The following is a 12,719-nucleotide window of genomic DNA, read 5'->3' as shown; positions in this document are numbered from 1 at the left end:
CCACGAGAGCGGGGGGCTCTTGCGTATGACCAGTCCGAGCATGGCCGACGGCCGGGACGCACTCACGCGAATAGCTCAGCGGTACCACGAGGAGGACAGCCCGGCACTGCCCATGGAAGTTGGCCTGCTCCGAATGCTGGACGCCGAACGGTGTCAGCAACTCGACGCAGATCTCCGCCGGTTCGCATCACCATGGGAGGTCTACCAGGCCACCGAGGACCTCGCTCCAGCCTTGCCGGATGCGCCTGGCTTATACATGTTCGTGTGGCGCCCGCGATTCCAATTCCACGTCGACAGCCGGCCCTCACATGGCAGCTTCCCTCAGCTGCTCTATGTCGGGCAGGCCGGAGCTTCCAACACCGACTACGGTAACACAATACGGCAGCGCTACAAGGAATACCGCCGCTACCTCCGCAGTAATCCAGAGAGTCTGTGGACCGACAGCGAACCAAAGACGCGCACCGAGCGACTCAGTCGCTACCTCCCACTTCGACCGATGGAGTTCTGGTGCACCACGGTCGCTGACCGAAGTCGAATCAGAGGACTTGAGAAGAGGCTGATTCGCCTCTGGAACCCTCCCCTGAACGATGCAGATCGCCCGAAGCTCCGCGGAAAGCTCGGTGCTCCCCGAGCCGCATGGACAGCCTAACCCCGACGAGATGAGGTTAATCGATGCCCTCCAAGACGTTCGTCCCCGCCTTCGAGGCGCGCGTAGGAAATTGGAAGTACTACTCCTGTCTCATGAGCTACGCTGCGGTGGCTCGTGAGATCAATTTTGCGCACGAACTCGGTGGCAACCAGGACTTGGGCACGATGATTCAGCGCGGAGTTGGCAGCCGCACAACTGACATCACGAACTACCTCCTCACAAACGAGAATCGTTTTCTCGGCGCCATCATCGTGGCTGCGTGGGGAGGCGCGCCTGAGTACATTCCTCTTGAGATGGAGAAGAGCCCTGACAACGGCGACGTTCTCTCAGGAATGGACCGCAACTTTGGCGTACTGACCTTCGATGGAACGCATCAGTTCTTCGCACTCGATGGCCAGCACCGGCTCAGGGCCATCAAAGATGCAGTCAAGCGCAACCCGGAACTCGGGCGCGAAGACATCACGGTGATCGTCGTGCCCCACTTTGACGATGAAGCTGGCCGACGGCGAACCCGCCGTCTCTTCACCAACATCAACCGAAACGCGGTGAAGACAACCGCCCAGGAAAACATCGCGCTTGACGAAGACGACGGCTTCGCTATCCTCACTCGCCGCCTTCTGGACGATCACGAATTCTTGGGCCGCCAGGGAACCGTCCAGGTCTTCAGCAAGGTCGGCAACGACGGAGAGCTTAGACTCGCCACCCGTCAGGTGGGAGTATCCGGGACTGCCTGGACCACCATCGGCGTGCTCTACGACCTGGTGACCGAACTTGGCTTTGGCCTCCACGAGAGCATGAACAAAACCTCGCAGCGAGCAACAGACGACGTCCTCGACGAAAGCTACGAGATCATAGCTCAACGCCTTGACGAACTCCTGAGTGCCTGTGGTGACATGCGTGATCGCTATGAGTCACATGCCGCCCCCAAGGACTTGCGCGCACCCAAGGCCCGCGACGGCGAAGGGCATCCCTTCATGCGGCCCGCTGTCCAGATCCAGATTGCTCGCGCCGCCCGCCACATCAGCGACCAGGGCTTGCTGCCTTGGCCCGAGCTGTTGAAGCGGCTGCACGAGCTGGATTGGCGAATGACAGCGGCCCCGTTCTCAGTCGTTTGGCAAGAGACCCCGGAAGCCGCCCGTAAGGGCAAGATGGTCACGGCGAAAGAAAACGGACAAGCCCTGTACGAGCTGCTCCTGGCACACCTTGCACCCAACTCTAAGAGCCAGATCGAACGGGCTCTTAGGAATTATCGGACCGTGAAGAACGGCGAGCGGTATCCGATTTCCGGTGAGGAACTGATGCGCCGTCTCCCTGCCGCCGCGGAATTCAACTAACGCAGCACGGTCACAGGCCGTCGGACACGAAGGTGTACGCCCTGCGCTGTCGTGCGGGGATTCCAGCCTTGCTGTCCTTCGCTGCAGGTGTGACATGCCCTGCCCTGTGGGCGCGCTCCCATAGGGCGAGGGCATCGCGCCCCTCGTCGGTCAAAACGAGCAGACGGCGTCCAGGTCCAGCCGGCTGAGGATCGAGGAGACCCTGGACAGCTAGCCCGACTACTCGCTGCCGGGCAACAGGCTTCACCCCCGAATTGACCTCGTCCGGTATATAGAAGCCCTTCGCATCTTCATAGAGCCTCTCCTGCCCGGCGGCACTAAGTGCTGCGACCTGCGCCGCGGAGAAGTCGAGTTCCCTAGCTCGACTTTCCTCCTCTTCGGTCAGTAATGCGCTGTCGCTACGAGCATGCTCTTCGGCGTGATTCTGAGCCGCGGCCTCGACGTCAAGCCGCGCGAACGGGCCATCACACTCGTTCACCACCGCCCCTCCAGGGGCACAACGTGCACAAATTACGCCCCAGGCATCTTCCGGGAAGGTTCGCGTGAGCCGAACCTCCAGATATGAAGGCAGGCTCGGCACTGAGGGGCCGGCAGCATAAGGACATTCGATAGCGGACGGCGAGTGCATCATGTTCGTCATTACTCATCAGGCAGCGCTGGCGCAGCGCGCAGTCGTTCTTCGCCCGACATACGCGATACCTGAGTCGGGCCACACCTCAGCGCACCAGAACGCACGAACCACGCCTCATCACTGCGACATTAAGGCCGCAGCGGAACGGCTACCGGTGTCCCTGACGGTGTTGCACTCGCCATTCTTATGCGTAAGTGCATAACAAACAAACAACCGTGAAGTGGGGTGCATCACGTCACCGCACGTCGCATCCCCTTTGCTGTAAGTCATAAGATGCAGCAGTGGCCGACACCCCTTCAGCCGACCCGCTGTCGTCGAAGAAGACCAGCTTCAACGTAAATGACCTCATATGGGCGTCAGTTGATGGCGAAGGGACAAGCCCTGGGAAGGCCCGAGAGAACGGGCTGACTACCCCACATGTCGTCGAGCTGCTCCTCGCCGGCTACGTCAACGGAACCATCAAGGTGACCGCCGGCCGCTACGTTCGCGGACGATCCCGCAGCCCCCACGTAGTCAGCATCACCAGTCGCACACACAAGGCTGCGGCCGAGAAGGTGGCAGCAGAGAAGAGCCCGGACGGTATCCGCTCCTTATCCCACCTCGCCGAGGTCCTGCTCGCTGCCTACACCCGTGGGGACATCGTCATCACGGCCGTCGGCCACGCCAGCGATGGCGTCGCCACGCGTTAGCAGTTCGGGGTGAAAGTCAGCTGTATCTCAGCCGAAGGTCAACAGCGGCACATAGTGCAGGCCCGGTTCCGCGCGGCTTGGTCATGCTGGGTGCCACGCCTTCGACCACCCAGCAGCTCGCTGAGGAACTGAACCTTGGCGCTGAGGAGGTGACTCGTACGGTCGTCGGCCGACTGCGCCTTCAGGCCGACCGAGACGTGGATGTGCGGCAGGATAGCGCCGCTCTCCGGGTCGTGCGCAAGCGTGCCGGCGCCGAACGCCTCGACGTTGGTAACGTAGGTCATGGACCAGACCGGGGCATCCGGATTCTCGAGCTTCTCGCAGGCCCCTACGATCTCGGCCTCCGCGAAGGCACCGATGAATGAGGGGATGTACCCCTGGCGTACACCGTTCTCGCGGCAGAATGTGGAGAGCGCGTCGAAGAAGTCTTCGCCGTGATCGAAGGTGACGCCGAGGGTCCGTTCGATAGTCAGTTCGTGGGCGCGCATGCGCCGTACCTTCTGGGATCTGTTGAGGTCAGTTGGCGAACGTCGTGAAGGTCGCTGCGACTGTGTCGCGCCCTGTTCCGTGGGCGATCAGCTGGTGGAGAAGGAGCCTGGCCTGGTAGGGGGTAAGGGATCCGGCCGGGATGAGGCCGCGCTTAATGAGGTCCGATTCCGACCCCACGAAGCTGTAGGTGTGGGTTAACACCGGACCGTTACCGATCCGCGAAGCCAGGACTATGGGAATTCGCGTGGCAAGTTGCTCCAGCGCGTCCACGAGCTGCTGCGGTACATGCCCAACCTCGAAGGCCGCGACGACCAGGCCGTCGCAGGCGTCAGCCCATCGTTCGAGCAGGGCTCCGTCGTCTCCCAGACTGCCGGTGTAGTGGCCGATCCTGGCACCCTTGGGCCAGCGGTTTCATTAGGGCGGGCCGATCAGGCAGCCTGCCGACGAGGCGGACGCGGTCTTCAGCGATGCGGCCGAGCGGGCCGGCACCCGGTGACGTGAACGCGGCTAGGCTGGTGGTGTGGGACTTGCGTACGTGCCGTGCCGCGTGGATTTCGTCGCCCATGACGACCAGGCACCCTGCTCCTCGCAGCTTCGGCTCGGCCGCCGCAGCCACGGCGGCGTACAGGTTCCCGGGGTCATCTGGACCTACCATGGTCGGGTTGCGCATGGCGCCTGTAACGATCACCGGAGCGTCTTGTGTATGGCAGAGGTCGAGGAAGAAGGCGGTCCCTCCTCGATCGTGTCGGTCCCCTGGGTGACCACGACACCGTCTACTCGCCACCTTCGAGCACCTGGCTGATTCCTCGCTGAGCTTGGCGGGGTTCCCGAAGGTGAGCGAGGCCCCTGGAACCCGACAGAAGTCGTGTACGAGCAGGTCGACGTCGAGGGCGTCCAGACCGAGGACGGCAGCAAGGAGGTCACGGGCGGACAGCGCCGGACCACGCCGCCGATGGCGGGATCAGTGGTCATGGCGATGGTTCCGCCGAGAGTAGACCGCTGCCGTTCTCGTTGCGCCTGCCGCCATGCCAGCCTCATCCTCTCGGTATCCGAGCGAGGACGCCCCCGGAGATCGTTCCATGCAGGCTACCGAGTCCTGGTCGCGGAGGTACGGTCAGTGGATCGAAATTCGGCGACGACGAAGGAACAGGCGATGTCGAGAGCTGCAAGGCTGAGATGGCGGCTGCGTGGTCTTCCCAGGCGTAAGGTCCTGCCCGCCGTGAACTGCCGACAGCGGCGAGCGAGCCGCCTACGGTCGAGATCGAGATACTCGGCCGTCGCTGCGAGACGCTGGCCTGGTCTCCCTCCCACTGTGATCGAGTGCGCCTTGGCGTGTCGAGTGATGTCCGCGAACGAGCACAGCGTGTGTTTCCCCGTCGTCAGCAACGTCTGAGCCACACCCTCCGACCGCACCCACGTAGCGATCGCAGCCTTTCGGCCAAGCACAGGCACGAACCCGTCCGTCTGCTGAAGGCCCTCCTCATCGACCAGCCACGTGGTAACTCCGTAGGCCTGAGCTGATCCGGAACGTCAAGGACCACATGAAGCAGTGCCCGCCGGTGAAGGTGACTCTGCCGTGGGTGGACAGCCCCAACCCCGCGGTGCCGTTGGAAGAACTCCCGCAGGTGACCGTTGAACTGCTCGTCTTCTCCATCAACGGCAACCCGTGCAGCCACGACACCTTCAGCCAGTACATCTGGAGGCCCTCACTGGAGAAGGCCGGGGTGCTCAAACGCTTGTACAAGCCGGACGGCAAGCCCAGGAAGGCGTGGCACGACCCCGAGGGCTGCAACACGTACCACGTCCTTCGCGACACCTTCGCTTCGGTGCACCTCGCTGCGGGCGAGCCCCCGGCGACAGTGGCAGCGTGGATGGGCGACACCGTCGAGACGATCTACCGGTGCTATGCGCACTGGATCCCCGAGATGAGCGGTGCCGGCCTGCGGACGATGAACCAGTGGCTGTCAACGCCCGCGTGAAATGGGCGCCGCGTACAACACGCGGCATGTAGCAAGGTGCGATCGCTATTGGTTGGTTTTGTCCGAGCGACACGAGAACGACGAGGAGGGCACATGGACGTGCGACTGCGACGCCCAGCCCATGCGCCCGGGCTGTACCCGATGGGCGTCGCAGTACCGACCCTGACCTGCAAGGTGGTAACCCGCCCCGTACCGTCCGCCCGGCGGTACGGGGCGGCGGGCCGCCGGCTCGGGGGGAAGACCGGCAGGCCCTGTCCCGTTGCGCCAGTGGGACTCGCATCGCCGAGTCAAGCGCGGCCGGGGCGGCGGCGGGAGCGTGTGCAGGGGGTGAATGCGGGTGCGGCTGCGCACACCCCGTGTGGAATGGCCCCTTCCGCAGGGGCCCGGGCGCTGGCTACGAGGTGGAACGCGAGCTCTTCGCGCTCTTCGCGTTCTTCGCGCCGTGGTGGGGCAGCCATGCGGCGCTGCTGCGGTCGCCGAAGCGGCTGCCGATGGCGCCCTTGATCACCGAGAGCGCGGCGGGCAGGGCCGCGACGGCCGCGGCCTTGATCGCGGAGATGCTGGTGAGGTCGAACCCGTCGGCGATGAGGATGCCGAGGAAGGTGGTCACGTACGCGGCGAGGGTCCGCTCGGCTATGTCGGAGATGACCTTGCTGTTCATGCAGGAGCTTCCGTTCGAAAGTCGCGGTCGGGCGATCGGGCGGTCGGGACGCGGGGACGGAGCGCGCGGCGTGACGTGTGACGTGTGGACGTGTGGACCGTGTGACGTGACGTGTGCACTCCAAGCTTCCGCTGCTCGGGGTCTTACCCGTGCCGGACCCGTTCGGCACCCGTGGCGAGGGCGGTATCGTCACTGCGGCGGGCCGAACCGGGAGGGTCCACATGGCCAACCCCCAGCGTGACCGTTCTGCGGGCGACCCCTGGAGCGCGGGCGCCGCGCCGGCGCCGGCCGTCGACCCCGCCGAGCGGTGCCGGGCGGTCGGCGGCGCGCACGCGGCGTTCGTCGCGGACGGCGTGCTGGACCCCGGTCTGCGCCCGGTCGTCGCCGCATCCTGGCGGCGGTCCGCGGCGGTGCTGCCCCGCCCGGAGTTCATGGCGCCGGTGGAGCTGGGCGACGACGACCTGGAGCAGTACCGCGCGGCGCACCCGCTCGCGCGGGCGATGCCGCTGTTCCGGGAGCTGCTCGGTTCCATCGCCGACGACGGGGCGCACCTGCTGGCGGTGTGCGACGCGGCGGGCCGGCTGCTGTGGGTGGAGGGGCACGCGGGGGTCCGCAGCCGGGCCGAGCACATGAACTTCGTCCCGGGCGCCCGCTGGGACGAGCGGCACGCCGGCACCAACGCGCCCGGCACCGCGCTCGCCCTCGACCACCCGGTGCAGATCTTCGCCACCGAGCACTACAACCGTCTCGTCCAGCCATGGACCTGCGCGGCCGCACCCGTCCACGATCCGCGTACCGGGCAGCTGCTCGGCGCGGTGGACCTCACCGGCGGCCACCACCTGGCCGGACCGCACACCCTCGCCCTCGTCCGGGCGACGGCCCGCGCCGCCGAGGCCCAGCTGGCGACCGCCTCCCTGGGCCCGCCCTTGTCGGGCCCCGCGCTGTCCGTGCTGGGTCGCGACGAGGCGCTGCTGGTCACGGACGGACGGCGGGTACGGCTCGGGCGCCGGCACAGCGAGATCCTCGCCCTGCTCGCCGCCCGCCCCGACGGCATGACGGGCGATCAGCTCACGGCGGCGCTGTACGGGGACCGGTCCGTACCGCCGGTGACCCTGCGCGCGGAGATCTGCCGGCTGCGCCGCCTCGTCCCCGGCCTGCTGCACTCGCGCCCGTACCGCCTGGCCGTACCCCTGCACACCGACATCGCCCTGGTCGAACGGGAACTGGACCACGGCGACGCCCGGGCGGCCCTGCGCGCCTATCCGGGCCCGGTGCTGCCCACGTCGGAGGCGCCGGGGGTGGCCCGACTGCGCCGGCTGCTGGAGGACCGGCTGCGCCGCGCCGCACACGCGGCGGACGGTGGCCGGTAAGCGCCCGCGAGCAACCTTCGCGCAACGTACGAACGGCTACCGTGCGGCCGCCCGCTCACGCACCGTCCGCCCGAGGGCTGGAGAACCCATGACCCGCTACGCCACCCCCGGCTCGCCCGACGCGCTGGTCTCGTACCGGCCGCGCTACGACCACTGGATCGGCGGCACGTACGTACCGCCCAAGCAGGGCCGCTACTTCGAGAACCCCTCCCCCGTCGACGGCCGCACCTTCACCGAGGTCGCCCGCGGCACCGCGGAGGACGTCGAACGCGCCCTGGACGCCGCCCACGCGGCCGCCCCCGCCTGGGCCCGCACCTCCCCGGCCGAACGCGCCGCCGTCCTCAACCGCATCGCCGACCGCATGGAACGCAACCTCGAAGCCCTCGCCGTCGCCGAGTCCTGGGAGAACGGCAAACCCGTCCGCGAGACCCTCGCCGCCGACATCCCCCTGGCCATCGACCACTTCCGCTACTTCGCGGGGGCCGTCCGGGCACAGGAGGGCAGCCTCTCGGAACTCGACGAGGACACCGTCGCGTACCACTTCCACGAACCCCTTGGCGTCGTCGCCCAGATCATCCCGTGGAACTTCCCCCTCCTGATGGTCGCCTGGAAGCTCGCCCCCGCCCTGGCCGCCGGCAACGCCGTCGTCCTCAAACCCGCCGAGCAGACCCCGGCCTCCGTCCACGTCTGGCTCGACCTGGTCGCCGACCTCATCCCGCCCGGCGTCCTCAATATCGTCAACGGCTTCGGCGCCGAGGCCGGCAAGCCCCTGGCCGCCAGCCCCCGCGTGGCCAAGGTCGCCTTCACCGGCGAGACGACGACGGGGCGCCTGATCATGCAGTACGCCTCCGAGCACCTCAAACCGGTCACTCTCGAACTCGGTGGCAAGAGCCCCAACATCTTCTTCGACGACGTCTCCGCCGCCGCCGACGACTTCCTCGACAAGGCCCTCGAAGGCTTCACCATGTTCGCCCTCAACCAGGGCGAGGTCTGCACCTGCCCCTCCCGCGCCCTCATCCAGCGCGGCCACTACGCCGACTTCCTCGCCGCCGCCCTCACCCGCACCGAGGCCATCGTCCCCGGCCACCCGCTGGACACCGACACCATGATCGGCGCCCAGGCCTCCAACGACCAGCTGGAGAAGATCCTCTCCTACTTCGACATAGCCCGCCAGGAAGGTGCCCGCACCCTCACCGGCGGCACCCGCGCCGCCCTCGGCGGCGAACTCGCCGGCGGCTTCTACATCGAACCCACCGTCTTCGAGGGCCACAACCGCATGCGCGTCTTCCAGGAAGAGATCTTCGGCCCGGTCGTCGGCGTCACCCCCTTCACCGACTTCGACGAGGCCGTCACCCTGGCCAACGACACCCTCTACGGCCTCGGCGCCGGCGTCTGGACCCGCGACCACACCACCGCCTACCGCACCGCCCGAGCCCTCCAGGCCGGCCGCGTCTGGACGAACACCTACCACCAATACCCCGCCCACGCCGCTTTCGGAGGCTACAAACAATCGGGCTTCGGCCGCGAAGGCCACAAAATGGCCCTGTCCCACTACCAGCAGACGAAGAACGTGCTGGTGAGCTACTCGGCGAAGAAGCTGGGGTTCTTCTAACCGACAGCCGAGAACAGCCATCGGACGGACGTCGCGCCCGCGGCCCGCACCGGCGCTCGCGCCGGCGGCCGGACTGGGGGGCACGGCGCAGGACGGCGTCGGCCCGAATACGCACGAACTGACCGGGCGACCGTGCACGTTGCCGGCCAGGGCGACCGGGCCGGTGGCGGTCGGGCTGGCCGCCGAGGAGCAGAGCCGCCGGGAGCTGCGCAGACGGCGGTGGTGTCCGTGGAGCCGGGGCTCAGCCGCCGCGCCGCACTCGGGCGGCCTTGCGGGCCTCCGCGAGCTTGCGGGCCTCGGTGGCCTTGCGGGACGGCTTGCCGCCGGAGCCGTTCTTCGTGTCCTTGGTGCTGCCCAGGCCGCGGAACGGGGTGTTGTGGTTCTTGGGGCGTGACACGGCCGGCCCGCCGTCGAGAGGCTCGCCGGAGGGGGCCCTGGCGCCGGTGATACGGCTCAGCTCCGCCTCGCCGGACCGCACCTTGGTGACCTTGGAAGCGACCTCGGCGTCCGCCATGACCTGGCTCGCTTCGCGGCGCTGCCCCGACAGGACGAGCGTCACGACGGTCCCGGAGCGGCCGGCCCGAGCCGTGCGGCCCGCGCGGTGCAGGTAGTCCTTCGGGTCGGTGGCCGGGTCGACGTTGACCACGAGGTCGAGGTCGTCGACGTGGAGGCCTCGTGCGGCGACGTTCGTCGCCACCAGCGCCGTGATCTGCCCGTTCCTGAACTGGGCCAGGGTGCGGGTGCGCTGCGGCTGGGACTTCCCGCTGTGCAGGGCGGCGGCGGCCACGCCGCTGGCCCGCAGATGCCGTGTGAGCTGGTCGACGCCGTGCTTGGAGTCCAGGAACAGCAGGACGCGGCCGTCCCGGGCGGCGATCTCCGTGGTCACGGCGTACCGGTCGGGGCCGTGCACGACGAAGACGTGGTGCTCGATCGTGGACACCGCGCTGGACGAGGGGTCCACGGAGTGGACGGCGGGGTCGCGCAGGTAACCCTGCACCAGTTCGTCGACGTCGCGGTCGAGAGTGGCGGAGAACAGCATCCGCTGTCCGTCGGAACGCACCTGGTCCAGGATCTCACTGACCGGCGGCAGGAATCCCAGGTCGCACATCTGGTCCGCCTCGTCCAGGACCGTGATGCGCACCCGCCCCAGTCGGCAGTCCTTGCGCTCGACGAGGTCGTGCAGCCGGCCGGGGGTGGCGACGACGATCTCGGCGCCGTCCCGCAGCGCGGCGGCCTGCCGTCCGATGGACACTCCGCCCACCACGGTCGCGAGCCGCAGCCGCAGCGCCTCGGCGTACGGGGTGAGCGCCTCGCCGACCTGCTGCGCCAGCTCCCGGGTGGGCACCAGCACGAGTGCCAGCGGTTCCTTGGACTGCGCGCGCCGCCCGGCCGTCCGGGCGAGCATCCCCAGGCCGAAGGCGAGGGTCTTGCCGGATCCCGTGCGGCCCCGGCCCAGGACGTCCCGCCCCGAGAGAGCGTTCGGCAGCGCCGCCGCCTGGATGGGGAAGGGCTTGGTCACACCCTGCTCGTCGAGCACCCGCAGCACCTCGGCCGGCAGCCCCAGCTCCGCGAAGGAGGCCACCGTGGGCCGCGCCGGAGCGGCGCCCGACGCCTCGGGCACACAGTCCTGTCGTCGGGCATCGGCACGTGCTGATCCGCTGCTCACAGAAAGCCTTCCTTCGAAGAGACCGTACCGAGGAAGGCGCGGCCGGGTCGCGGCCACCAGCCTGGGACACCGCAGGGAGCACCGACACGGCGACGATGCAAACGGGTAAGCGTAGCACGGGGCACGCCGACCGGGCCTCCCACGGCGCTGAGAAACGGCAGACGGCCGCCGTCCGGCACCAGAGCAGAAGCACGCGAGCTGCTCGCCGCGCTCGCCTCGGCGGACTCCACGGCCCGGCTGGACCTTCCCGGATCCGGCGGGCCGGCAAGGGCCGGAGGCGAGGGCGTGCGCATCTCTTCCCGTCAGGGTTCCGTTCGCCCGCCCACCCAGCTCCCACGGCATCCCGTCGCGCCCCGCTCCCTGTCTTCCCCGGACCCTGCACGTACCAAGATCCGGACCATGTCCGGACCGGTCCTCTCCAAGGAACCGCCCGCCCTGTCGCTTTCGCTGGTCAGCGCAGGTATGACCGCTGTACCACCAGCAGACGAAGAACGTGCTCGTCTCGTACTCGGCGAAGAAGCTGGGCTTCTTCTAGGAGCACAAGAAAGGCTCCCGACGTCCTACCGTCAAATGACTGATGTGCGCCTGACGCTGGTCGGCGAGAGTCGAGGGCGCCGGGAGTTTCCCGGTGGCGGGCGCGGGGGGCGCGCCCGCGCGCTTGTCGACATACGGAAACGAGGATCACCAGGATGGCAATCAGTCAGCGTCCTGCCGGGAAGTGGAAGACGGCCCTGGTCGCCGGGGCCGCGGCCCTTGCCGTCACCGGCGGCATCGCGGCGCCGGCCGGTGCCGCGCCCCAGTCGGGTGCGGCGGCGGACCGCCTGGACATGGGCAACCAGAGCCTGTACAGCGACGTGCAGCTGGGGGATCCGGCGAAGCCCCGGGACCACCCGGGCGGTCGCCCGCTGATCAGGCACCAGTGGATTGCCACCCTTGGGTACGCCGCCGTGACCGCCCTGAACCAGCGGACCAGGTTCGGCTGGCAGCGCAACTACAAGGACTACACGGTCGCCGTCGTCGGCAACAACATCCAGGGCAAGGAGGTCACCATCTACACCAAGATCACCAACCTGCTCTACGGTGAAGGCGGTGTCATTGGTGCCCAGACTGCTCCGACGTCACAGGTGGCAGTGGCCCGCAACACCATCGTGGCCCAGGGGAACGTCAACATCATCACCGAGATCGTGAACGTCCACGTCATCAGCCCCAAGTGGGAAGACATCTACAATGCCGACTGCCGTGCCCAGGAGGATCTCCGCAACGCAGTGAAGGCGCAGCTCGCCTGCACGATGGGCTGATCCGCAGTCGGGCGGCACGAGGGAAGCACGAAACCGGAACGGCCGGTCGGTCACAGTACCGACCGGCCGTTCCTGTGTGCGCCCGGACGGCCCCGCTTCAACCCCCTGCGTCACCCCCGCCGCCGGCCGCCGAGCGCGTCGAGCCCACCCGGCGCCGCCTTCACTGCGGCAGCCCGCGCCGCTGTTCGGCTTCTCCCCGGCGACCGCGTGCTGACCGGTTCTCGGCTTTCCTTGCCGTCCTTGCTGCGACGGCTGTTTCGGAAGCTGCACGTCCAGCGGCGTCGGCCGCGAGTACGGTGCCATCGGACTGGCATGCTACGTCGCGTACATGATGATCACCG

Annotated in this window: 12 protein-coding genes; 6 read left to right on the top strand and 6 right to left on the bottom strand. The window is 67.9% G+C overall.

The window, feature by feature from the left end; genetic code table 11:
- The first annotated feature begins 672 nt into the window (after positions 1 to 672).
- On the top strand, positions 673 to 1,983 hold the full coding sequence (locus tag AB0K17_RS27640; RefSeq protein WP_365984651.1) for a DNA sulfur modification protein DndB: 1,311 nt from the start codon (positions 673 to 675) through the stop codon (positions 1,981 to 1,983).
- Positions 1,984 to 1,993: 10 nt separating this feature from the next.
- On the opposite strand, the gene AB0K17_RS27635 is transcribed toward AB0K17_RS27640, so the two are convergent.
- A complete protein-coding gene (locus AB0K17_RS27635) occupies positions 1,994 to 2,461 on the bottom strand; it encodes a hypothetical protein (RefSeq protein ID WP_365984650.1) in 468 nt (155 codons plus the stop codon).
- 434 nt (positions 2,462 to 2,895) lie between these two features.
- Here AB0K17_RS27635 and AB0K17_RS27630 point away from each other — a divergent pair, with 434 nt between their 5' ends.
- Entirely contained in the window at positions 2,896 to 3,303 is a 408-nt protein-coding gene (locus AB0K17_RS27630) for a hypothetical protein (protein WP_365984649.1), read from the top strand.
- A 38-nt stretch (positions 3,304 to 3,341) separates the two neighbouring features.
- Here AB0K17_RS27630 and AB0K17_RS27625 read toward each other — a convergent pair whose 3' ends face one another.
- Genes AB0K17_RS27625 through AB0K17_RS27615 form a run of 3 tightly spaced genes read right to left on the bottom strand, consistent with a single transcriptional unit; the run spans position 3,342 to position 4,462 of the window.
- Positions 3,342 to 3,791: a PPC domain-containing DNA-binding protein gene (locus AB0K17_RS27625; protein ID WP_365984648.1), complete on the bottom strand. Its 450-nt coding sequence runs from the start codon at positions 3,789 to 3,791 to the stop codon at positions 3,342 to 3,344.
- A gap of 28 nt (positions 3,792 to 3,819) precedes the next feature.
- Positions 3,820 to 4,158: a hypothetical protein gene (locus AB0K17_RS27620; RefSeq protein ID WP_365984661.1), complete on the bottom strand. Its 339-nt coding sequence runs from the start codon at positions 4,156 to 4,158 to the stop codon at positions 3,820 to 3,822.
- Positions 4,121 to 4,462 carry an asparaginase domain-containing protein gene (locus AB0K17_RS27615; protein WP_365984647.1) on the bottom strand — a complete coding sequence of 114 codons (342 nt, stop codon included), beginning with the start codon at positions 4,460 to 4,462 and terminating at the stop codon, positions 4,121 to 4,123. Before AB0K17_RS27615 ends, AB0K17_RS27620 begins: the two co-directional genes overlap by 38 nt.
- A 910-nt stretch (positions 4,463 to 5,372) precedes the next feature.
- Between AB0K17_RS27615 and AB0K17_RS27610 the strand changes: the two genes are divergently transcribed.
- Positions 5,373 to 5,771: a hypothetical protein gene (locus AB0K17_RS27610; RefSeq protein WP_365984646.1), complete on the top strand. Its 399-nt coding sequence runs from the start codon at positions 5,373 to 5,375 to the stop codon at positions 5,769 to 5,771.
- Positions 5,772 to 6,165: 394 nt separating this feature from the next.
- Here AB0K17_RS27610 and AB0K17_RS27605 read toward each other — a convergent pair whose 3' ends face one another.
- Positions 6,166 to 6,432 carry a hypothetical protein gene (locus tag AB0K17_RS27605; RefSeq protein ID WP_365984645.1) on the bottom strand — a complete coding sequence of 89 codons (267 nt, stop codon included), beginning with the start codon at positions 6,430 to 6,432 and terminating at the stop codon, positions 6,166 to 6,168.
- A gap of 221 nt (positions 6,433 to 6,653) precedes the next feature.
- Between AB0K17_RS27605 and AB0K17_RS27600 the strand changes: the two genes are divergently transcribed.
- Positions 6,654 to 7,802 (top strand): GAF domain-containing protein, encoded by a 1,149-nt coding sequence (locus AB0K17_RS27600; RefSeq protein ID WP_365984644.1) that lies wholly within the window; start codon positions 6,654 to 6,656, stop codon positions 7,800 to 7,802.
- Positions 7,803 to 7,890: 88 nt separating this feature from the next.
- Positions 7,891 to 9,414 (top strand): aldehyde dehydrogenase family protein, encoded by a 1,524-nt coding sequence (locus AB0K17_RS27595; protein WP_365984643.1) that lies wholly within the window; start codon positions 7,891 to 7,893, stop codon positions 9,412 to 9,414.
- Positions 9,415 to 9,655: 241 nt separating this feature from the next.
- Here the strand turns inward: AB0K17_RS27595 and AB0K17_RS27590 are convergent, their stop codons facing one another.
- On the bottom strand, positions 9,656 to 11,035 hold the full coding sequence (locus AB0K17_RS27590; RefSeq protein WP_365984642.1) for a DEAD/DEAH box helicase: 1,380 nt from the start codon (positions 11,033 to 11,035) through the stop codon (positions 9,656 to 9,658).
- A gap of 734 nt (positions 11,036 to 11,769) precedes the next feature.
- Here AB0K17_RS27590 and AB0K17_RS27585 point away from each other — a divergent pair.
- Entirely contained in the window at positions 11,770 to 12,378 is a 609-nt protein-coding gene (locus AB0K17_RS27585) for a hypothetical protein (protein ID WP_365969049.1), read from the top strand.
- Positions 12,379 to 12,719: the final 341 nt, after the last annotated feature.

The organism is Streptomyces sp. NPDC049585 (assembly GCF_040675615.1).
Lineage (GTDB): Bacteria > Actinomycetota > Actinomycetes > Streptomycetales > Streptomycetaceae > Streptomyces > Streptomyces luteosporeus.
Note: the sequence above shows the minus strand (reverse complement) of the source record. Positions and strands in the feature narration are given on the sequence as shown.